The following is a 22,821-nucleotide window of genomic DNA, read 5'->3' as shown; positions in this document are numbered from 1 at the left end:
TGGCACGCGCCATGCATGACGGCGCACTCTCTTCACTGGACCAGGAGTACGCCGTTGGACGCCAGCGCCATCAATAATCTGTTCTTGATCGGCGCTCTGCTGGTGGCGGCCAGCATTCTGGTCAGCGCGTTCGGCACGCGTTTCGGTATCCCAATCCTGGTGATCTTCCTCGGCGTCGGCATGCTCGCCGGCACCGACGGCCCCGGCGGTATCGTTTTCAACAATTACCCGCTGGCCTACCTGGTCGGCAACCTGGCGCTGGCCGTGATCCTCCTCGATGGCGGGATGCGTACCCGGGTTTCCAGCTTCCGCGTGGCCTTGTGGCCGTCACTGTCCCTGGCCACCGTGGGCGTGATGATCACCGCCGGGCTGACCGGCCTCGCCGCCGCCTGGCTGTTCGACCTTACCCTGCTCGAAGGCTTGCTGATCGGTGCCATCGTCGGCTCCACCGACGCCGCTGCGGTGTTCTCCCTGCTCGGCGGACGCGGCCTCAACGAGCGGGTCAGCTCCACGCTGGAAATCGAATCCGGCAGCAACGACCCGATGGCGGTGTTCCTCACCATCACCCTGATCGCCATGCTCGCCAGCGGCCAGAGCGGCTTCAGCTGGGATTTGCCCATCCAGTTGGTGCAGCAGTTCGGCCTCGGCGCCCTGCTGGGGCTCGGTGGTGGTTGGCTGTTGCTCAAGCTGATCAACCGCATGGAACTGGCCGCCGGTCTCTACCCCCTGCTGGTGGTCAGCGGCGGCCTGATCATCTTCGCCATCACCACTGCCGTCGGCGGCAGCGGCATCCTCGCCATCTACCTGTGCGGCCTGCTGCTCGGTAACCGGCCGATCCGCTCGCGCCACGGCATCCTGCACATGCTCGACGGCCTCACCTGGCTGGCGCAGATCGGCATGTTCCTGGTACTCGGCCTGCTGGTCACACCCCACGAGCTGCTGCCCATCGCACTGCCGGCACTGGCCCTGGCGCTGTGGATGATTCTCTTCGCGCGGCCACTGTCGATCTTCCTTGGCCTGCTGCCGTTTCGCGCCTTCCATGATCGCGAGCGCGCGTTCATCGCCTGGGTCGGCTTGCGCGGCGCGGTGCCGATCATCCTCGCGGTATTCCCGCTGATGGCTGGGCTGCCGAACGCGCAGCTGTTCTTCAACGTGGCCTTCTTCATCGTGATCATCTCCCTGCTGCTGCAGGGCACCAGCCTGCCACTGGCGGCCAAGCTGATGCGCGTCACCGTACCGCCGGAGCCGGCGCCGGTGTCGCGCGCCGGGCTGGAGGTGCATCCGACCAGCCAGTGGGAGCTGTTCGTCTATCGCCTGGGGGCGGAGAAATGGTGCATCGGCGCCGCCCTGCGCGAGCTGAACATGCCGGAAGGCACTCGCATCGCCGCATTGTTCCGTGGCCGCGAACTGCTTCACCCCTCCGGCAGTACGCGCCTGGAGGCGGGCGACCTGCTCTGCGTGATCGGCCACGAGCATGACCTGCCGGCCCTCGGCAAGCTGTTCAGCCAGGCGCCCAAGCGTGGCCAGGATCTGCGTTTCTTCGGTGATTTCGTACTGGAAGGCGATGCTGAGCTGAATGCCATCGCCACGCTCTACGGCCTCAAGCTCGATGACGTGGAGGGCAATCAGCCGCTGGGCCGCTTCATCGCCCACGAGATCGGCGGTGAGCCGGTGGTCGGTGACCAGGTGGAATGGCAGGGCCTGACCTGGACGGTCGCCGCCATGGAAGGGAACAAGGTACGCAAGGTCGGCGTCAGATTCCCCGAAGGTAGTCGCCCCGGTCCCGGCTTGTTCCTCTGAGACTTTGCTAGGATCGCACAGCTGACGCCGGTCGCTCTCGACCGGCGTCGACGCGTCCGCCACTCTACACTGAGCACGCCCACTTCCTCGGTCACCGGATCATCATGCCCAAGCTGCGCCTTTTTCTTGCAGTCACCTTTACCCTCCTGTGTTTCGGCCTGAGCACGGCACAAGCCGATGAGTTGCCCAAAGCCGCCGATGTTCAGCAGAGCCTGGACAGCCTGGCCGACCGCAAACTGCCCGAGGCCGATCAGTTGGCCCTCAAGCAAACCCTGGAGCAGACCCTGCGCATGCTCCAGGATCGCGACAGTGCCGAACAGCGCCTGAACGACCTGCGCCTGCAGATCGACAAGGCTCCGCGCCAGATTACCGATGCACAGCGCGAGCTGAGCCGGCTCAAGGCCAGCCCGGAAGTGTCCGTTGCTCAGCGCTACGGACGCCTGTCGCTGGATCAGCTGGATCAGTTGCTGAGTGAGCGCTCCACCCAGATCAGTGACTGGAACAAGGCGATCATCGACGCCAACAGCCTGATCATCAGCGCACAGAATCGCCCCGAGCGCGCCCAGACCGAGATCAGTCAGAACCAGACGCGCAGCCAGGACATCAACACCAGCCTCAAGAGCGGGCGCATCGACGGCAAGCCGCTGAGCCCGGAGCGGCGCGACCAGCTCAATGCCGAGCTGGCCATGCTCACGCTGCAAACCCAGCTACGCCGCCAGGAACTGGCCAGCAACAGCCTGCTACAGGATCTCGGCAGCGCGCAGCGCGCCCTGCTCGACGAGCGCATTCGCCGTGCCGAGCAGGAACGCCAGGATCTGCAGGGGCTGATCAACGAGCGCCGCCGCGAAGACTCCGAACAGACCGTCGCCGAACAGTCGCGCGAAGCCGCGCGCACCAGCTCCGACAAGCTGCTGGCCAAGGAAAGCACGCTCAACCTCAAGCTCTCCGACTACCTGCTGCGCTCGACCGAGCGCCTCAACAGCCGCACGGAAGAGAACCTCAGAGCGCGCCAGCAACTGGACAACCTGAACCAGGCCAACCAGGCCCTGGACGAGCAGATCCGCGTCCTGCAGGGCAGCCTGCTGCTGTCGAAGATCCTCTATCAGCAGAAGCAGGCGCTGCCGCAACTCAAGCACGAGGATGGCTCGCTGGCCGATGATATCGCCGATATCCGCCTCTATCAGTTCGAGCTGAACAAGCAGCGCGACGAAATCAGCGACCCCAACGCCTACGTGGACAAGCTGCTGGCCGACCAACCCAGCGAGGAAATCACCCCGGAGCTGCGCAAGGCAATGCTCGATCAGTTGGCGACCCGTCGCGAACTGCTGGAAAAACTGAGCCGCTCGCTCAACGCCCTGCTCAATGAATCGATCACCCTGCAGATCAACCAGAAGGAACTGCAGAGCACCGCCAGCAGCCTGCGCGCCACCATCGACGAGCAGATGTTCTGGATTCCCAGCAACAAGCCGCTCGATCTTGAATGGTTGAAGATGGCGCCCTACCAGTTGCAGCGGCAGCTTGCGGAAATCCCCTGGGGCATGGCCATCAGCGAGCTGGGGGCCGGGCTCATCGAGCGCCCGCTGGTGTTCCTGCCGCTGATTCTGCTCTGCGCCGTGATTCTCTGGCGCCGCCAATACCTTTTCGGCAAGCTCAGCGAACTGCACGCCGATATCGGCCACTACAAGCACGATAGCCAGTTGCACACCCCTCTGGCCCTGGGGCTGAACCTGATCCTGGCCCTGCCGGTCACCCTGCTGCTGGCACTGTGCGGCTATGCCCTGCTGCACGATGCGCGTGGGCAGAACCTCTATCTCGGCGGCGCACTGTACGAGATGGCCGAGGCCTGGCTGGTGTTCTATACCCTGCACCGCATCCTGTCCCCCGATGGCGTGGCCGTCCTGCATTTCCATTGGCCACCGGCCAACGTCGCCTTCTTCCGCCAACACATGCGCCGCCTGGGGCTGGTGGTGATGGCATTGGTCGCGGTAGTGAGCATCGCCGAGCATCAGCCCGAGAGCCTGGCCAGCGACGTGATCGGCATTGCCGTGGTCATCACCTGCTATGCCCTGATGGCCTGGATGCTGTTCAGCCTGTTGTTCAACGCGCCCTTGCGCGAGAACGCCTCGGGTTTGCGAACCGGCCTCGGCGTATTGTTCAACCTGCTGCCGCTGGCGCTGATCGGTGCGGTCGCCTTCGGTTACTACTACACCTCGCTCAAGCTCACCGACCGCCTGATCGACACGCTCTACCTGTTGATCATCCTGCTCATCGTCGAAGCCACCCTGGTGCGTGGGCTGAGCGTGGCGGCACGACGCCTGGCCTACCAGCGCGCCCTGGCCAAGCGCCAGGCGCAAAGCAAGGAGAGCCTGGACGGTGAAGCGCCCATCGAAGAACCCACGCTGGACATCGAGCAGGTCAACCAGCAGTCCCTGCGCCTGATCCGCCTGGCCCTGATGGGCGGTTTCCTGGTCTGCCTGTACTGGGTCTGGGCCGACCTGATCGGCGTATTCACCTACCTGGAAACCGTCACCCTCTACGAATACAGCAGCGGCACCGGCAATACCGCTGCGCTGGTGCCGATCAGCCTGCTGGACGTACTCGGCGCTCTGCTCATCATCGCCATCACCGTGGCACTGGCGCGCAACCTGCCCGGCCTGCTCGAGGTGCTGGTGCTATCACGCATGCGCCTGGCGCAGGGCAGCGCCTACGCCACCACCACGCTGCTGTCCTACGCGCTGGTGGCCATCGGCATCGTCACCACGCTGTCGACGCTGGGTGTCAGCTGGGACAAGCTGCAGTGGCTGGTGGCGGCCCTGTCGGTCGGCCTGGGCTTCGGTTTGCAGGAGATCTTCGCCAACTTCATCTCCGGCCTGATCATCCTCTTCGAGCGCCCGGTGCGTATCGGCGACGTGGTGACCATCGGCAATCTGTCCGGCACCGTGAGCAAGATCCGCATCCGCGCCACCACCATCACCGATTTCGACCACAAGGAAATCATCGTCCCGAACAAGACCTTCATCACCGGCCAGTTGATCAACTGGTCGCTGAGCGACACGGTTACTCGTGTCACCCTCAAGGTGGGCGTCGGTTACGGCTCGGATCTGGATCTGGTGCGCAAGCTGCTGCTGCAGGCCGCGCAGGAAAATGCGCGGGTACTCAAGGATCCGGCGCCCATCGTCTACTTCCTCAACTTCGGCGAAAGCACGCTGGATCATGAGCTGCGCATCCATGTGCGCGACCTCGGCGACCGCAACCCGGCCACCGACGAGATCAACCGCTTCATCGACCGCGAGTTTCCCAAGCACGGCATCAACATCGCTTTCCGCCAGGTCGAGGTGTACGTCAAGAATCTGGAGCACGGCGAGCAGAAGCTCGATCAGAAGGATCTGGCGAAAATCGCCGCAGCCGGCGCGGCCGATAGCAAGCTCCCACCGCCGCCCGTGGCGCCCTGACCCACAGAGGAACATCCGGTGAAAACGCTCGACCAACTGACCTTCGACAACCGCTTCGCCCGTCTCGGCGAAGCGTTCGCCACGGAAATATTGCCCGAGCCCATCGAGCAGCCGCGGCTGGTGGTGGTCAGCGAGTCGGCGATGGCGCTGCTCGACCTCGACCCGGCCGAAGCGCAGCGCCCGGAATTCACCGAGCTATTCGCCGGGCACAAACTGTGGGCAGAGGCCGAGCCGCGCGCCATGGTCTACTCCGGCCATCAGTTCGGCGGCTACACGCCGCGCCTGGGCGATGGCCGTGGCCTGCTGCTGGGCGAGGTACTCAACGAGGCCGGCGAGCACTGGGATCTGCACCTCAAAGGCGCCGGCATGACGCCCTACTCACGCATGGGTGATGGCCGTGCGGTGCTGCGTTCCTCGATCCGCGAGTTTCTTGCCAGCGAACACCTGCATGCCCTCGGCATCCCCAGCTCACGCGCACTGTGCGTCACCGGCTCAGACACAACAGTCTGGCGCGAAAAGAAGGAAAGCGCGGCGATGGTGCTGCGTCTGGCGCCGAGCCACGTGCGTTTCGGCCACTTCGAATACTTCTACTACACGCGCCAGCACGACCAGTTGAAGGTACTCGGCGAGCATGTCCTGGCCTGCCACTTCCCCCACTGCCTGGAGCAGGACGAACCCTGGCTGGCGATGCTGCGCGAAGTGGTCGAGCGCACCGCCGAGATGATCGCCCACTGGCAGGCCTATGGTTTCTGCCATGGTGTGATGAACACCGACAACATGTCGATCCTCGGCATCACCTTCGACTACGGCCCCTACGCCTTCCTCGATGATTTCGATGCCAACCACATCTGCAACCACTCCGATGACACCGGCCGCTACAGTTTCAGCAACCAGGTGCCCATCGCCCACTGGAACCTCGCGGCTCTGGCCCAGGCGCTGACGCCGGTCGTCGAGGTCGAGTCGTTGCGCGCCACCCTGGATCTGTTCCTGCCGCTGTACCAGGCGCATTACCTCGACCTGATGCGTAAACGCCTGGGTTTCAGCAGCGCGCAGGAGGATGACGAAACGCTGATCCAGCGCCTGCTGCAGCTGATGCAGGCCGGCAAAGCTACCGACTACACGCTGTTCTTCCGCCGTCTCGGCGAGCAGGCACCTGCCGAGGCGCTGAATGTCGTGCGTGATGACTTCGTCGATATCGCCGGCTTCGATGCCTGGGGCCGCGATTACCTGGCGCGATGCGAGCAAGAAGGCGGCGAGCAAGGCGAGCGCCAGGCACGCATGCACGCGGTCAATCCCAAGTACATCCTGCGTAACTACCTGGCGCAGCAGGCCATCGAAGCGGCCGAGGCCGGTGACTATGGCCCGGTGCGCGAGCTGCACGCGGTGCTGTCACGGCCATTCGAAGAACAGCCGGGGATGGAGCGCTACGCCGAACGCCCACCGGAGTGGGGCAAGCACCTGGAAATCAGTTGCTCATCCTGATCCCCGATCAGCCGCTGAAGCCTGATTTCAACGCCTTGCGCGGCGGACGAACGCGCCTTATTCGTTAAACCGAAAAGGCATATCAATCTACCCAAACATTCTTAGACTATCTAAGAGAACCCCTCTATCGTGGCGCCCAGCCAGGCCGCCCAGTGCGTGCCCGATACCTCACACGAGATTCGACGCAGAACCTCTGTCCACGATTTCGCGAGCGCCGCCCGCAGCAGATCCACCGGCAGGTTCTAAGGATGTTCATGTTCTGGGATTCCCTGCCCCTGCTGTTCGTCGGCGCCCTGCTGATCTGGGTGCTCTATGCCTTCGTTCGGGAGAAATGGAGCCCGGACATCGTCGCCGCGATTGCCGTCGCCGCCCTGCTGGTCACCCAGTTGCTGGCGCCCAGCGAAGTGCTCAGCGTGCTGTCCAACTCGGCACCGGTGACCATCGCCTGCATGTTCGTGCTCTCCGCCGCGCTGGAACGTACCGGCTGCATCGACGCACTCGGTAACTGGCTGGGTGAGCTGGTCGGCACCAACCCGATTCGCGTCCTCACTGGCCTGACCATCACCGCCCTGGTGGTGTCGGCCGGCCTGAACAACACTCCCGTGGTGGCGATTCTCACCCCGGTCGCCATCGCCCTGGCGCGCCGCGCCGGCACCCTGCCCTCCAAGCTGCTGATCCCGCTGTCCTACGCCACCATCCTGGGTGGTACGCTGACCATGATCGGCACCTCGACCAACATCCTGGTCGACGGCGTCGCGCGCAAGGCCGGCCTGGAGCCATTCGGCATTTTCGAAATCACTGGCGCCGGCCTGGTGATGGCGGCCTGCGGCATGCTCTACCTGCTGACCATCGGCCATCGCCTGCTGCCTGAACGTGAGACGCTGTCGCGCCAGTTACGTCCGGATCTGGATCGCACCTTCATGACCGAACTGCTGGTGCCGCACGACTCACCGATGATCGGCAAGACCCTGCACGAAGCCAACCTCAACGGCGGCAGCGGCTTGCAGGTACTGAAGCTGGTGCGTGATGAACAGGAACTGAGCGAACCGGGCGCCGACACCCTGCTGGCCAGCGGTGACCGCCTGCTGCTGCACGGCCAGGTCAAGGACGTAGTGGAGCTGCGCGAAAGCGGCCATCTGAGCTTCAACCGTGGCGACGCCTTCGAAACCATCAGCAGCCATGATGTGATACTCGCCGAAGCCATCGTCGGGCGGAACTCGCGCTACAGCCACCGACCGATGCGCGACCTCGACCTCAGCGCCCGTTACGGCATCGCCGTGCTGGCCATTCACCGCCAGGACGAGAACGTGCAGGGCAACCTAGACGACTTCCAACTGCAGTTCGGCGACGTGATGCTGGTGGAAGGCACGCCCACGCAGATTAAGCGCTTCGCCGACAACGGCGAACTGATCAGCCTCAACGCCGTGCAGGAACGCGCCTTCCGCCGCGACAAGGCACCGATCGCCATCATCGCCACGCTGGCAGTGATGCTGCTGGCGGCCTTTGGCGTCATGCCCATCGAAGGCCTGGCGATCATCGGCGCGGTCACCGTGCTGGCCACGCGCTGCCTCGACGTCGAGGACGCTTACAAGGCCGTGGACTGGAAGATCCTCAGCCTGATCTTCGGCATGCTCGCCATCAGCATCGCCATGGACAAGGTCGGCCTGGTCAAGCTGGTGGTCGAACATGTCATGAGCTGGCTGCCCTGGGCCGGTCCGCTGCTGATGCTGAGCTTCATCTACCTGTTCACCTCGGTGCTCACCGAGGTGCTGTCGAACAATGCCGTCGCCGTGCTGGTGACGCCCATCGCCATCGGCGTCGCTCAGCACCTGGGCGTCGACCCGCGCGCCTTCGTGGTGGCGGTGATGTTCGCCGCCAGCGCCAGCTTCGCTACCCCCATCGGCTACCAGACCAACACCTTCGTGTACAACGCCGGCGGCTACCGCTTTACCGACTTCATGCGTATCGGTATTCCGCTGAACCTGCTGCTCTGGGCCGTAGGCACGGCGATCATCCCCTGGTTCTTCCCGCTGACGCCGGTCTAAGGCATAAGCTACGAATACAACGATCTAACCCAAGGCCCGTTTCATTGCGCCAGCGCATTGACCGGGCCTCGTCGCTTTATCCATGCTGCGATCCTTTCAATCTGCCCTGAAGGAACGCTCGCATGAAATTGGAAACACTCGCCATCCACGCTGGCTACGACCCGGATCCCACTACCAAGGCGGTGGCGGTACCGATCTACCAGACCAGCTCCTTCGCCTTCGACGACACCCAGCACGGCGCCGACCTGTTCGACCTGAAGGTCGCCGGCAACATCTATTCGCGCATCATGAACCCGACCAACGCCGTGCTCGAAGAGCGCGTGGCGGCCCTGGAAGGTGGCGTCGGTGCGCTGGCCGTGGCCTCCGGCATGGCCGCCATCACCTACGCCATCCAGACCGTGGCCGAAGCCGGCGACAACATCGTCTCGGTGGCCAAGCTCTACGGCGGCACCTACAACCTGCTCGCCCACACCCTGCCGCGTTTCGGCATCCAGACCCGCTTCGCCGCGCACGATGACATCGCCGCATTGGAAGCGCTGATCGACGAGCGCACCAAGGCGGTGTTCTGCGAATCCATCGGCAACCCGGCCGGCAATATCGTCGACCTCGCGGCGCTGGCCGAAGCCGCGCACCGCCATGGCGTGCCGCTGATCGTCGACAACACCGTAGCCACGCCGATCCTCTGCCGCCCCTTCGAGCATGGCGCGGACATCGTCGTGCACTCGCTGACCAAGTACATGGGCGGCCATGGCACCAGCATCGGCGGCATCGTGGTCGACTCCGGCAAATTCCCCTGGGCCGATAACAAGGCGCGCTTCCCGCTGCTCAACACGCCCGATCCGTCCTACCACGGCGTCACCTACACCGAAGCCTTCGGCCCTGCCGCCTTCATCGGCCGCTGCCGCGTGGTACCGCTGCGCAACACCGGCGCGGCCCTGTCGCCGTTCAACGCCTTCCTCATCCTGCAGGGTCTGGAAACCCTGGCTCTGCGCATGGAGCGGCACACCGAGAACGCGCTGAAAGTCGCGCAATATCTGCAAAATCACCCGCAAGTGGCCTGGGTGAAATACGCCGGGCTGGCCGATCACCCCGAGCATGAACTGGCCCAACGTTACTTTGGCGGCAAGCCGGCGGCGATCCTCTCCTTCGGCATCCAGGGCGGTCAGGAAGCCGGTGCCCGCTTCATCGATGCACTGCAACTGGTGGTGCGCCTGGTCAACATCGGCGATGCCAAGTCGCTGGCCTGCCACCCGGCCTCCACCACCCACCGTCAGCTCAGCGACGAGGAACTGCAGAAGGCCGGCGTGCCGCGCGACATGGTGCGCCTGTCCATCGGCATCGAGCATATCGACGATATCCTCGCCGACCTGAGCCAGGCACTCGAGGCCGCGCGCGGTTGATCGCTTGAAAAGCCGCTGCTTCGGCTCCAGATAGCGGTCATAACCACTAGAGGGCACTTCTAAAAACGTAGGCGAGGCAGTCAGCACAATACCGATGGCGGCCCCGCAAAAACAGGCGAGGAACGGTCGGAGTCGCGGTCGACTTTACTTTTGTACATGAGCATGACTCGCTCCGCTCGCCCCCTCGGGGCCGCACTGAAGTGCGTTGGCCGCAAGCGGCCTCCGAGTCTGTTTTTAACGCAGTGATGGCAACGCACGACTGCATGGATGCAGGAGGTAGAGCAACGCAGGAAGCCAAAGCCGAGGTAGTTTTTAGAGGTGCCCTGGAGCCGAATCATGAGCGATCCCCTGCTAGTCCCCTGCCCGCACTGCAACGGGCTCAACCGCATTCCCGCCGAACGCCTGGGCGATGCCCCGCACTGTGGCCGCTGCAAGAGCAACGTGCTGCCCGCTACGCCCATCACCCTGACCCAAGCCAACTTCGCCGGCCAGCTCAAGGGCGACCTGCCGCTGCTGGTGGATGTCTGGGCCAGTTGGTGCGGCCCCTGCCGCGCCTTCGCCCCGGTCTTCGAACAGGCTGCCGCCCAACTGCAGGGGCGCTGCCGCCTGGGCAAGCTGGACAGCGAGGCCGCACCGCAGTTGGCCGGTCAGCTCGGTATCCGTTCGATTCCCAGCCTGCTGCTGTTCAAGGGTGGCGTCGAAGTCGCGCGCCAGAGCGGCGCCATGTCGCTGCCACAACTGCAGGCCTGGTTGCGTCAACATGGCCTCTGAGCGCTTCGGTCACTGACCACGGGCGCTCGGGTCACTTGCAGGTGGCCCGCGTCCATCTAGGCTGGCAGGGTATTGATTGGAGAACCTGCCATGACGCTGCCCGTGGAAATCGCCCGCCAACTCACCGAAGAACAGATCGCCTTCGTCAAACGCAGCGGCCTCAAGGCCGAGACGCTGGAGCCCGGTTTCGTGCGCCTGTGCATGCCGCTGGCCGGTAACCAGAACCATATCGGCAGCATGTACGCCGGGGCGCTGTTTACCCTCGCGGAAATCCCCGGCGGCGCGCTGTTTCTCACCAGCTTCGACGTGCAGCGTTTCTATCCGCTGATCAAGGAAATGAACCTGCGCTTTCGCCGTCCGGCCACCGGAGACATCAGCGTGGAAGCACGTTTGAGCGACGAAGAGATCGAGCGCCTGCAACGCGAAGCCACGCTGCAGGGCAAAGCCGAGTATCTGCTGGAGTTGCAACTGACCGATGCCACCGGCGAATGTGTTGCAGAAAGTCGCGGATGCTATCAATTGCGCACGCGCTGACTTGCCACAGGTCAAAAGAAGGACTAATTGAACAGGCACAATAAAATTGCCGAACCTGGCAGGAGAGCCGTCAGCATGTACCAGCACATCCTTATCGCCCACGATCTGCGTGATACCGCCGACATGGCGCTGTGCCGTGCCGCTCAACTGGCCCGCCAGCATGGCGCCCGCCTGACCCTGCTGCACGTCCTCGCCCCCGGGCAAACCACCGAGCAACAGGAAAAAGTACGCCAGGCACTGGATCAGAGCCTGACCCGCTACGCTCCACCAGGCAGTGAATTACGCATCCTCGCCGGCAAGCCCTCGGACGTGGTGCTGCAGGAAGTGCAGAACAGTGGCTGCGACCTGCTGGTACTCGGCGGCCATCAGCAGCGCCATGACCTGTTCTCCGGTACCAGCCTCGATCGCATCGCCAGGCGTTGCACCGTGCCCATGCTGCTGGTGGCGCGTAACGACAGCACGCCCTACCAACGCGCCATCGCCGCCATCGATTTCTCGCTGTGCGCCTGTAGCGCGTTGGGCAAGGCCTCTCGCCTGCTACCCGCCGAAGCCGAGCTGCATGCGATCCACGTCTTCGAACCGGACAAGGGCACGGCCAAGCAGGTCGCCGAGCAATTGCAGATGCAGCAGGGGCTGATCGAACAACTGCTGCACGACGAAACCCAGCACATGCCGCCGGACGGCCCGAAGATCAGCCACGAGGTGCTGCAGGGCGGTATCCTGCGCAGCCTTCAGGAGCAGATCAAGGCACGCCGCAGCGACCTGCTGGTGCTCGGCAGTCATGGCCGCAGTGCCTTCTCCCAGGCACTGCTGGGCAGCCTGGCGCAACACTTTTTGCACAAGGCGCCGTGTGACGTATTCGTGGTGCGCTGACATGAAAACGCCGTGGTCTGCCTGAGGCAGCCAAGGCGTTTTTGCCGCTCAATCGCTCAACTGGCGTTTAGCAGGTCGTGCAGCTCGACGAATTGCTGCGTCAGCTTGTGCCGTGCATCGAGATGGATCAGCGGCGTGCACACCTGGTGCGATTCACGCATCTTCACCGAACTCATCAGATTCACCGGCAGCACCGGCAGCCCTTCGGCAATCAGTTCATCCAGCAACTGCTGCGGTAAGGTCGCGCGCGGCTGGAACTGGTTGACCACGATGCCTTCCACCTCAAGCGCCTCGTTGTGATCCTCCTTGAGTTCTTCGATCTCGGCCAGCAGGCCGTACAGTGCATTGCGCGAGAAGCTGTCGCAATCGAAGGGGATCAGCACGCGATCAGCCGCGATCAAAGCTGAAACCGTATAGAAGTTCAGCGCCGGCGGCGTATCCAGGTAAATGTGGTCGTAGTCTTCCGCCAACTCGTCGAGCAGTTTGCGCAGCTTGTTGATCTTGTGCTTCTGCTCGAGCTTGGGCTGCAGCTCGGCCAATTCGGCCGTGGCCGTGACCACATGCAAGTTGTCGAAGGGCGTTTCGTAGATATCCACCTTGCCCTTCTTGGCGAAGGGGCCGGAGGCCAGGGTCTGCTTGAAGAAATCGGCGATGCCCATGGGAATCTCCTCACCGGTCAGCCCAGTGAGGTAATGCGTCGAATTGGCCTGGGCGTCGAGGTCGATCAGCAGCGTGCGATAGCCCTGCGCCGCACTGACGGCTGCGAGATTGCAGGCGATGCTGGATTTGCCCACGCCGCCCTTCTGGTTGAACACCACACGTCGCATCGCACACCTCCCTGAGCCTGAGTGACCTCGGATTCTATGCAAAGGCTGTGACAAGCGCGAGGCGTCGAAAGAACTTCGCAAATAATAGCCAAGAGCCATCACGCGTGATAGTTTGCGCCCGCGCCATCGAGCGCCTCAGGACAACACTTACAAATCAAGGACATGCAATGCCATACCTGCGCACACTATTGATCGGCTGCCTTCTCGCCATTACGACCGGCTGCGCCAACGGGCTCAACTCCATACAGAGAGCTGAACTCGATTCCTACGAGGCACATGGCCTAGCCGTCAAGGAAAAGACTCCGGGCGTCGGTGCCGTTCTGGGCCTCTTACCTGGGGGCGGATCATTCTATGGGCGCGAATACGGGTACGGTATTGTCAACCTGCTGCTCTGGCCAATATCCATTCTCTGGGATCCCGTCAGCGGTTACGACGCGGCACGTGCAATCAACTACAACATCACCAAGGCACATGTCGCAAAGCTGCATGAACGCGACATGCAGAAATTGGATGATCAGTTGAGCAGCGGCCAGCTTGACCTCGCGCAATACACACTGGAAAAGCGCAAGATCGATAGCAAGTACTTAGTAGGCCTCTAAGCAAAAGCCCGGCAATGCCGGGCTTTTTTATGTGTCACTGATGGTACTGCGCCGACAACTCGTGCACGGCCTCGAAAAAGGCTGCCGCGTTGGCGGGGTCGACTTCCGGGGTGATGCCATGGCCGAGGTTGAACACGTGACCGCTGCCGGCACCATAGGCCGCCAGAATGCGTGCCACTTCGGCACGAATCGCCGCCGGCTTGGCGTAGAGCACCGCCGGATCCATGTTGCCTTGCAGGGCGACCTTGTCACCGACACGAGTGCGAGCGCTGCCAATGTCGCATGTCCAGTCCAGACCCAGGGCCTCGGCACCACTGGCGGCCAGGGATTCGAGCCACAGACCGCCGCCCTTGGTGAACAGGATCACCGGCACGCGACGCCCGTCGTGTTCGCGGATCAGACCGTCGACGATCTTCTTCATGTAGGCCAGGGAGAACTCCTGATAGGCCGCTGCCGACAGCGCGCCGCCCCACGAATCGAAGATCTGCACCGCCTGCGCACCGGCCAGGATCTGGCCATTCAGATAAGCGGTGACCGACTGCGCCAGCTTGTCGAGCAGCGCGTGCAAGGTCTGCGGATTGTCGTAGAGCATGGCCTTGGTCTTGCGGAAGTCCTTCGACGAACCGCCTTCTACCATGTAGGTGGCCAGCGTCCACGGACTGCCGGAGAAGCCGATCAGCGGCACTCGGCCGTTCAGCTCGCGGCGAATGGTGCGCACGGCGTCCATCACGTAGCCCAGATCTTTCTCGGCATCGGTGACCGGCAGCGCCTCGACATCGGCCAGGCTGCTGATCACCTTCTTGAAGCGCGGCCCCTCACCCGTCTCGAAATACAGCCCCTGGCCCATGGCATCGGGGATGGTGAGGATGTCGGAGAAGAGGATCGCCGCATCCAGCTGCGGGTAACGATCCAGCGGCTGGATAGTGACCTCGCAGGCCAACTGCGGATTCTTCATCAGGCTCACGAAGTCGCCGGCCTTGGCCCGGGTCGCGCGGTATTCCGGCAGATAGCGGCCAGCCTGGCGCATCATCCAGATCGGCGTGACATCCACGGGTTGCTTGAGCAGGGCACGCAGGAAACGGTCGTTCTTCAGGGCGGTCATGGCAGAGTCCTAGAAAAAAGTGCGGGCATTTTCGCAGAGCCCAAAACAAAAGGCACGGCGGGTGCCGTGCCTTTTATCCATCGGGTCAATTTGTCGCGGGCAAGCCGCGACGCAATCGATCAGACGCCCAGATAATCCAGGATGCCTTCGGCGGCGTTCCTGCCTTCGAAGATCGCCGTCACCACCAGGTCAGAACCGCGCACCATATCGCCACCGGCGAAGATCTTCGGGTTGCTGGTCTGGTGCTTGAAGGTGTTCTGCTCCGGAGCCACGACGCGGCCCTGGCTGTCGGTCTGGATCTCGAACTGCTCGAACCAGGGCGCCGGGCTCGGACGGAAACCGAAGGCGATCAGCACGGCCTCGGCCGGGATGACTTCCTCGGAGCCCGGAATCGGCTCGGGGCTGCGACGGCCGCGGGCATCCGGCTCGCCGAGACGGGTCTCGACCACCTTGATGCCTTCCACCTTGCCGTCGCCGACGATGGCGATGGGCTGGCGGTTGAAGAGGAACTTCACGCCCTCTTCCTTGGCGTTCTTCACTTCCTTGCGCGAGCCGGGCATGTTCTCTTCGTCACGGCGGTAGGCGCAGGTCACGGCCTTGGCGCCCTGACGGATCGAGGTGCGGTTGCAGTCCATCGCGGTGTCACCACCGCCCAGCACCACGACGCGCTTGCCCTTCATGTCGATGAAGTCTTCCGGCGACTTCTCGAAACCGAGGTTGCGATTGACGTTGGCGATGAGGAAGTCCAGCGCGTCATAGACGCCCGGCAGGTCTTCACCCGGGAAGCCACCTTTCATGTAGGTGTAGGTGCCCATGCCCATGAACACGGCATCGTACTCATCCAGCAGTTGCTGCATGGTCACGTCCTTGCCGATCTCGGTATTCAGGCGGAACTCGATACCCATGCCGGTGAACACTTCACGACGGCGGCTGAGCACGGTCTTTTCCAGCTTGAACTCGGGGATGCCGAAGGTCAGCAGGCCACCGATTTCCGGGTTCTTGTCGAACACCACCGGGGTCACGCCGTTGCGCACCAGTACGTCAGCACAGCCCAGGCCGGCCGGGCCGGCGCCGATCACCGCGACACGCTTGCCGGTCGGTTTGACCTTGGACATGTCCGGGCGCCAACCCATGGCGAAGGCGGTGTCGGTGATGTACTTCTCCACCGAACCGATGGTCACCGCGCCGAAGCCGTCATTGAGGGTGCAGGCACCTTCGCAGAGGCGATCCTGCGGGCACACGCGGCCGCAGACTTCCGGCAGGGTGTTGGTCTGGTGCGAGAGCTCGGCGGCGGCCAGGATATTGCCTTCCGACACCAGCTTCAGCCAGTTGGGAATGAAGTTGTGCACCGGGCACTTCCACTCGCAATACGGGTTGCCGCAGCCCAGGCAGCGATGCGCCTGGTCTGCAGCTTGCGCCGGCTTGAAGTTGTCGTAGATCTCGACGAACTCCTTCTTGCGCTGACGCAGCAGTTTCTTCTTCGGGTCTTTGCGCCCGACTTCGATGAACTGGAAGTCGTTATTCAGACGTTCAGTCATTGCATTACCTCATCAAACCACTTCAGGCGCATTCTTATTGCGGGTTGGCACGGGTGCTGGACAGCAGCGACTTCAGACTGGCCGCTTTCGGTTTCACCAGCCAGAACTTGCGCAGGTAATCGTCCAGGTTTTCCAGCAGGTTCTGGCCCCACTCGCTACCGGTTTCCTCGACATACTCGGCGAGCACGCTTTCCAGGTGGCTGCGGTAGGCCTCCATCGCTTCGTTGTTGATGCGTTGGATTTCCACCAGCTCGTGGTTGACGCGGTCGTAGAAGCCGTTGTCCATGTCGAGCACGTAGGCGAAACCGCCGGTCATGCCCGAGCCGAAGTTGTAGCCGGTCTTGCCCAGTACGCAGACGAAACCGCCGGTCATGTACTCGCAGCAGTGGTCGCCAGTGCCTTCCACCACGGCGTGAGCACCGGAGTTACGCACGGCGAAACGCTCACCTGCAGTGCCGGTGGCGAACAGCTTGCCGCCAGTGGCGCCGTACAGGCAGGTGTTACCGATGATGGCGCTGTCCTCGGTAGCGAACGGGCTGCCGGCCGGCGGGGTGATGACGATCTTGCCTGCGGTCATGCCCTTGCCGACATAGTCGTTGGCGTCGCCTTCCAGGCGCAGGTGCAGACCACCGGCGTTCCACACGCCGAAGCTCTGCCCGGCAGTGCCCTTGAAGCGGAAGGTGATCGGCGCGTCGTTCATGCCCTGGTTGCCATGCACGCGGGCGATCTCACCGGAAATACGCGCACCGATGGAGCGGTCACAGTTGCCGATGTTCAGCTCGAACTCGCCACCGGTCTTGCCGGCGATGGCGTCCTTGGCCATTTCCACCATCTTCTCGGCCAGCAGGCCTTCGTCGAACGGCGGGTTCTTCGGCACCTGGCAGAACTGCGGCTTGTCAGCCGGGATATGCGCGCTAGCCAGCAGCGGCGACAGATCCAGGTTGCCCTGCTTGGCGGTTTCGCCCGGCAGCACTTCGAGCAGGTCGGTACGCCCGATCAGCTCTTCCAGGCTGCGCACGCCCAGCTTGGCCAGCCACTCGCGGGTTTCCTCGGCGACGTAGGTGAAGAAGTTCATCACCATCTCGACGGTGCCGATGAAGTGATCCTTGCGCAGCTTGTCGTTCTGCGTGGCCACGCCGGTGGCGCAGTTGTTCAGGTGGCAGATGCGCAGGTATTTGCAGCCCAGGGCAACCATCGGTGCAGTGCCGAAGCCGAAACTCTCGGCACCAAGGATGGCGGCCTTGATCACATCGAGGCCGGTTTTCAGACCACCGTCGGTCTGTACCCGCACTTTGCCGCGCAGGTCGTTGCCGCGCAGGGTCTGGTGGGTTTCCGCCAAGCCCAGTTCCCAGGGCGCGCCGGCATAACGGATGGAGGTCAGCGGCGAAGCGCCGGTACCACCGTCGTAACCGGAAATGGTGATCAGGTCGGCGTAGGCCTTGGCCACACCGGCGGCGATGGTGCCGACACCGGCTTCCGCCACCAGCTTGACCGATACCAGCGCTTTCGGGTTGACCTGCTTGAGGTCATAGATCAGCTGCGCCAGGTCTTCGATCGAGTAGATATCGTGGTGCGGCGGCGGCGAGATCAGGGTCACGCCCGGCACCGCGTAGCGCAGCTTGGCGATCAGGCCGTTGACCTTGCCGCCCGGCAACTGGCCGCCCTCACCGGGCTTGGCGCCCTGGGCCACCTTGATCTGCAGCACTTCGGCGTTGACCAGGTATTCCGGAGTCACACCGAAACGGCCAGTGGCCACCTGCTTGATCTTCGAGCTCTTGATGGTGCCGTAGCGGGCCGGGTCTTCGCCGCCCTCACCGGAGTTGGAGCGACCACCCAGACGGTTCATCGCCTCGGCCAGCGCCTCGTGCGCCTCCGGCGACAGCGCGCCGAGGGAGATGCCGGCAGCGTCGAAGCGCTTGAAGATCGACTGCAGCGGCTCGACTTCATCGAGGCTGATCGGCGCAGTGGATTCCTTGACCTTGAGCAGGTCACGGATCATCGACACCGGACGGGTGTCGACCAGCGTCGAGTATGCCTTGTACTTCTCGTAGTTGCCCTGCTGCACGGCCTCCTGCAGTGTGCGCACCACATCCGGGTTGTAGGCGTGGTACTCGCCACCGTAGACGAACTTGAGCAAGCCGCCCTGCTGGATCGACTTACGGTTGTTCCAGGCCTCCTGGGACAGCAGCTTCTGCTCGCTTTCGATGTCGACGAAACGCGCACCCTGGATGCGGCTGGCCACACCCCGGAAGCACAGCTCAGTGACTTCGTCGGCCAGGCCGACGGCCTCGAACAGTTGCGCACCGCGGTAGGACGCGACCGTGGAGATACCCATCTTCGACAGGATCTTCAGCAGGCCTTTGGAGATGCCCTTGCGGTAGTACTTGAACACTTCGTACAGATCGCCCAGCACTTCGCCGGTGCGGATCAGGTCGCCCAGCACTTCGTAGGCCAGGAACGGGTACACCGCCGAGGCGCCGAAGCCCAGCAGCACGGCGTAGTGGTGCGGGTCACGGGCAGTAGCGGTTTCCACCAGGATGTTGCAGTCGCAGCGCAGACCTTTCTCGGTCAGGCGGTGATGCACGGCACCCGTGACCAGCGCGGCATGCGCCGGCAGCTTGCCCGGGGCGATGTGGCGGTCGGTCAGTACCAGCAGCACCTTGCCGGCACGCACAGCTTCCTCGGCCTGATCGGCCATGTTGCGCACGGCGGCTTCCAGGCCCAGCGACTCGTCGTAGTTCATGTCGATGACATGACGGTCGAAGCCCGGGCGATCCAGGTTCATCAGCGCACGCCACTTGGCCGGCGAAATCACCGGGCTGCTGAGGATCACGCGGGTAGCGTGCTCCGGCGACTCGCTGAAGATGTTGCGCTCGGCGCCCAGGCAGATTTCCAGGGACATGACGATCGCTTCGCGCAGCGGGTCGATCGGCGGGTTGGTGACCTGCGCGAACTGCTGGCGGAAGTAATCGTAGGGCGAGCGCACGCGCTGGCTGAGCACAGCCATCGGCGTGTCGTCACCCATGGAGCCAACGGCTTCCTGGCCCTGCTCACCCAGCGGACGCAGCACCTGGTCACGCTCCTCGAAGGTGACCTGGAACATCTTCATGTATTGCTTGAGCTGATCCGGGTCGTAGAAGGCCGAACCGTGGTCGCGGTCTTCCAGCGTCGCCTTGATGCGCTGGGCATGCTTGCGCAGCCACAGCTTGTAGGGGTGACGCGACTTCAGGCGGCTGTCGATGGACTCGGTGTCCAGCACCTGGCCGGTCTCGGTGTCGACGGCGAGGATCTGCCCCGGGCCGACACGGCCCTTGGCGATGACGTCCTCGGGCTGGTAATCCCACACGCCGATTTCCGACGCCAGGGTGATGTAACCGTTCTTGGTGGTGACCCAGCGCGCCGGGCGCAGACCGTTACGGTCGAGCAGGCACACGGCATGGCGACCATCGGTCAGTACCACGCCGGCCGGGCCATCCCAGGGCTCCATGTGCATGGAGTTGTATTCGTAGAACGCGCGCAGGTCGGCGTCCATGGTCTCGACATTCTGCCAGGCCGGCGGAATGATCATACGCAGGCCACGGAACAGGTCGATGCCACCGGTGACCATCAGCTCGAGCATGTTGTCCATGCTCGAGGAGTCGGAACCGACACGGTTGACCAGCGGGCCCAGCTCGTCGAGATCAGGGATCAGCTCGTTGGCGAACTTGGTGCGACGGGCCTGCGCCCAGTTGCGGTTGCCAGTGATGGTGTTGATCTCGCCGTTGTGCGCGAGATAGCGGAACGGCTGCGCCAACGGCCACTTCGGCAGGGTGTTGGTAGAGAAACGCTGGTGGAAGACCGCGATGGCGGTCTGCAGGCGCTCGTCACCCAGATCCGGGTAGAACTGCTGCAGATCCGCCGGCATCATCAGACCTTTGTAGATGATGGTCTTGTGCGAGAAGCTGCAGATGTAGTGATCGCTGTCATCGGCATTGGCTACCGACGAGCGACGGCGGGCGCTGAACAGCTTGATGGCGAATTCCTGATCGCTCAGACCTTCGCCGCCGATGAACACCTGCTCGATCTGCGGCAGGCGCTCCAGTGCCAGACGACCCAGTACGCTGGTATCAATCGGCACCTTGCGCCAGCCCACCAGTTGCAGGCCGGCCGCGAGGATCTCACGATTCATGTTCTCGCGCGCAGTCTCGGCCTTGGCCGAATCCTGATTGAAGAACACCATGCCCACGGCATATTGCCCAGGCAGTTCGACGCCGAATTGCTCCTGAGCGATAGCGCGCAGGAATTGATCGGGCTTCTGGATCAGCAGGCCGCAGCCATCACCGGTCTTGCCGTCGGCGTTGATACCGCCGCGGTGAGTCATGCAGGTGAGGGCCTCAATAGCGGTCTTGAGCAGGTGATGACTAGCCTCACCTTGCATATGGGCGATCAAGCCGAAGCCGCAGTTATCCTTGAACTCATCAGGACGGTACAAACCTGCTTTCATAGGGGAAACTCTCACCAGGCTGCCTAGACTTCAGGCAAATTACTTTCTAATTCAATGACTTAAACCCGAAAAGCGGGCACAGACCAGCTTTGCGTGGGCAAAAGGGAGGTCATTGTACATATCCACCCTGCTCGTCACAAATTTTCGTGACGAGGGGGTGAAAGTTTATGTCGCAAAAACGAAGGATAAGGCCGAAAGGCCGTGCTAGCGACCGAATGGTCATTTTAACGAGGCAGGGCTGTGCGGACAGCCCTGCCATGAACCTTGGGCGGTTCGATTGAATGCTGTTTGGAGTGAACAGGCAAGCGGAAAGAGCGGCCGTTTGCCGCCCTTCCCAGGCATGAACTAGCGGCTCATTTCCTGCTGGATGCTACCAATGGTTCGCGGCCAGGGCTTGCCGGCCTGCAGTTTCGCCGGCAGCGTCTTGACAGCCGCCTGCGCCGCGTCGCGACTGGCAAAACTGCCATAGGTGAGCACATACAGCGGCTGCCCCTGATGGATCTTCTTGAAGTAGCGATATTCGCTACCACCCTGACGCACCATGGCCTGAATATTGGCCTCCGAGCGCGACCCCACCACTTGCAGCGCATAACGCGACGCTGGCTGCTGAGCATACCAGTTGCCACTCGCCGGAGCCGACGCCGGCACTGGCGGCTTCGCAGGCGCAGGGGCCGGAACAGGCTTGGCAGCCACCGGTTCTGCAGGCTTAGGCTGTACCACCGGTTTGGGTGCAGGTGCAGGTGCAGGTGCAGGTGCAGGTGCAGGTGCAGGTGCAGGTGCAGCAGGGATTGACGCAGAAGGCGCCGTCACGGTCGAGGGCTCCGGTGCCGCCGGAGGCTCGAAATCATCCAGTTCCTCACCAGCCGCCTCAGCCAATGGCTGACGAATGACAGCCTGCGATTCCCCCACCAAAGGCAACGGCAGCGGCTGGCTATTGCCGGCAAATTCGATGGCAGGCGCGGCGCCGCTCTCACGAACGGGAGCCGCCTCGCTTTCGCTCGCAGCCTCCGGCGTAGCACCCAGCGGCAAGGTAGAGCTTGCAACCGGGACATTTGCAGGTGCCTGCTCACGTCCCTGCATCAACCAGGCAGCGACTACACCGATCAACACGACGCCCAGCGCCAATAGATGTTTTTTCGGCAGAGAGAAGGAAAAGCCGCGGCGACGCCCATCCGAGCGCTGCGCCAACATCTGTTCGATCAGAATCTCACGCGCCTCGGTATTGATAGCCCCTGGCCAGCCACCGGAACGCTGATGGATATCCTCAACCTGCTCTTCGCTCAGGATGTCGACGCCCTGCCCCGCACCCTCCAGGCGCTGAGCCAGATAATCGCGCGTCTCATCCTCCGCGTAAGGCTGCAACTCGATTGCGTGATAGCACTCCTCGCCCCCCGCCAACGCCTCAAGACGAGCCAGCAAATCGTCCTTGGCAAAGAGAAACACATGGGGCCGCCCTTCACCATCACCAGCAGCAAGAGCAAGCACTACCTTGAGCGCGGCATCGTCCAACTGATCGGCATCGTCGATCAGAAGGTAGACCTCCTGCCCCGTCAGGGCCAACTGACCAATCTGGTGCAAAATACTGCGAGTATCGGCGCTTGCCAGCGACAACCCCTGAGCGACCTGACGCAGCATCGCCTCACCACCCTGAATACCCTGGGCGATTACCACGCTTTGCACAGCCTGCTTGTTGGTACTGGCAACCAGCGCCTGACGCAACAACGTCTTGCCACTGCCCTCAGGCCCGGTGACTACCAACAGCAACTGACTGTAGCGGGCCAGGTGATGCAGCTGCCCCAGCACAGGCTTGCGCTGCGCAGGAAAGAACTTGAAGCCTGGCACCCTTGGAGCAAAGGGGTCGTGACTGAGCTGGTAATGGGATAGAAACGCTTCGTCAGCGTGCAAACTGGTCATG

The 22,821-nt window shown here is 63.0% G+C and carries 14 protein-coding genes; 9 read left to right on the top strand and 5 right to left on the bottom strand.

Translation table 11 applies throughout. The features are described 5' to 3' along the window. Positions 1-54 precede the first annotated feature (54 nt). The 8 genes from ACODS1_RS07090 to ACODS1_RS07055 all read left to right on the top strand — a co-directional run bounded on the left by ACODS1_RS07090 (position 55) and on the right by ACODS1_RS07055 (position 12,357). Positions 55-1,800: a potassium/proton antiporter gene (locus tag ACODS1_RS07090; protein ID WP_322979832.1), complete on the top strand. Its 1,746-nt coding sequence runs from the start codon at positions 55-57 to the stop codon at positions 1,798-1,800. 104 nt (positions 1,801-1,904) lie between these two features. Then, on the top strand, positions 1,905-5,252 hold the full coding sequence (gene mscK, locus ACODS1_RS07085; protein WP_489085066.1) for a mechanosensitive channel MscK: 3,348 nt from the start codon (positions 1,905-1,907) through the stop codon (positions 5,250-5,252). A gap of 18 nt (positions 5,253-5,270) precedes the next feature. Then, positions 5,271-6,734 carry a protein adenylyltransferase SelO gene (selO, locus tag ACODS1_RS07080; RefSeq protein WP_489085065.1) on the top strand — a complete coding sequence of 488 codons (1,464 nt, stop codon included), beginning with the start codon at positions 5,271-5,273 and terminating at the stop codon, positions 6,732-6,734. A 254-nt stretch (positions 6,735-6,988) separates the two neighbouring features. Next, the gene (locus tag ACODS1_RS07075) at positions 6,989-8,779 is read left to right on the top strand and encodes an SLC13 family permease (RefSeq protein WP_322979835.1); all 1,791 of its coding nucleotides are present in this window, start codon (positions 6,989-6,991) and stop codon (positions 8,777-8,779) included. A 122-nt stretch (positions 8,780-8,901) separates the two neighbouring features. Then, on the top strand, positions 8,902-10,179 hold the full coding sequence (locus ACODS1_RS07070; protein ID WP_489085064.1) for a bifunctional O-acetylhomoserine aminocarboxypropyltransferase/cysteine synthase: 1,278 nt from the start codon (positions 8,902-8,904) through the stop codon (positions 10,177-10,179). Between the two features lie 336 nt (positions 10,180-10,515). After that, positions 10,516-10,950 (top strand): thioredoxin TrxC, encoded by a 435-nt coding sequence (gene trxC, locus ACODS1_RS07065; RefSeq protein WP_489085063.1) that lies wholly within the window; start codon positions 10,516-10,518, stop codon positions 10,948-10,950. A gap of 90 nt (positions 10,951-11,040) precedes the next feature. Then, a complete protein-coding gene (locus tag ACODS1_RS07060; protein ID WP_489085062.1) occupies positions 11,041-11,484 on the top strand; it encodes a YiiD C-terminal domain-containing protein in 444 nt (147 codons plus the stop codon). Between the two features lie 75 nt (positions 11,485-11,559). After that, positions 11,560-12,357, top strand: a complete 798-nt coding sequence (locus tag ACODS1_RS07055; RefSeq protein WP_489085061.1) for a universal stress protein — start codon at positions 11,560-11,562, stop codon at positions 12,355-12,357. A gap of 56 nt (positions 12,358-12,413) precedes the next feature. Here the strand turns inward: ACODS1_RS07055 and ACODS1_RS07050 are convergent, their stop codons facing one another. Further along, entirely contained in the window at positions 12,414-13,184 is a 771-nt protein-coding gene (locus ACODS1_RS07050; RefSeq protein WP_489085060.1) for a ParA family protein, read from the bottom strand. Positions 13,185-13,351: 167 nt separating this feature from the next. Between ACODS1_RS07050 and ACODS1_RS07045 the strand changes: the two genes are divergently transcribed. Continuing rightward, on the top strand, positions 13,352-13,783 hold the full coding sequence (locus ACODS1_RS07045; RefSeq protein ID WP_489085059.1) for a hypothetical protein: 432 nt from the start codon (positions 13,352-13,354) through the stop codon (positions 13,781-13,783). A gap of 34 nt (positions 13,784-13,817) precedes the next feature. On the opposite strand, the gene hemE is transcribed toward ACODS1_RS07045, so the two are convergent. The 4 genes from hemE to ACODS1_RS07025 all read right to left on the bottom strand — a co-directional run bounded on the left by hemE (position 13,818) and on the right by ACODS1_RS07025 (position 22,820). After that, complete coding sequence (gene hemE, locus ACODS1_RS07040; RefSeq protein ID WP_489085058.1) at positions 13,818-14,885, bottom strand: uroporphyrinogen decarboxylase; 1,068 nt, start codon at positions 14,883-14,885, stop codon at positions 13,818-13,820. 119 nt (positions 14,886-15,004) lie between these two features. Next, positions 15,005-16,423 carry an FAD-dependent oxidoreductase gene (locus tag ACODS1_RS07035; protein WP_013713734.1) on the bottom strand — a complete coding sequence of 473 codons (1,419 nt, stop codon included), beginning with the start codon at positions 16,421-16,423 and terminating at the stop codon, positions 15,005-15,007. Positions 16,424-16,457: 34 nt separating this feature from the next. Continuing rightward, a complete protein-coding gene (gene gltB / locus ACODS1_RS07030; RefSeq protein ID WP_489085057.1) occupies positions 16,458-20,906 on the bottom strand; it encodes a glutamate synthase large subunit in 4,449 nt (1,482 codons plus the stop codon). Between the two features lie 345 nt (positions 20,907-21,251). After that, the gene (locus ACODS1_RS07025; RefSeq protein ID WP_489085056.1) at positions 21,252-22,820 is read right to left on the bottom strand and encodes an SPOR domain-containing protein; all 1,569 of its coding nucleotides are present in this window, start codon (positions 22,818-22,820) and stop codon (positions 21,252-21,254) included. Position 22,821 lies beyond the last annotated feature (1 nt).

It is taken from the genome of Pseudomonas sp. FG29 (genome assembly GCF_057809355.1).
Note: the sequence above shows the minus strand (reverse complement) of the source record. Positions and strands in the feature narration are given on the sequence as shown.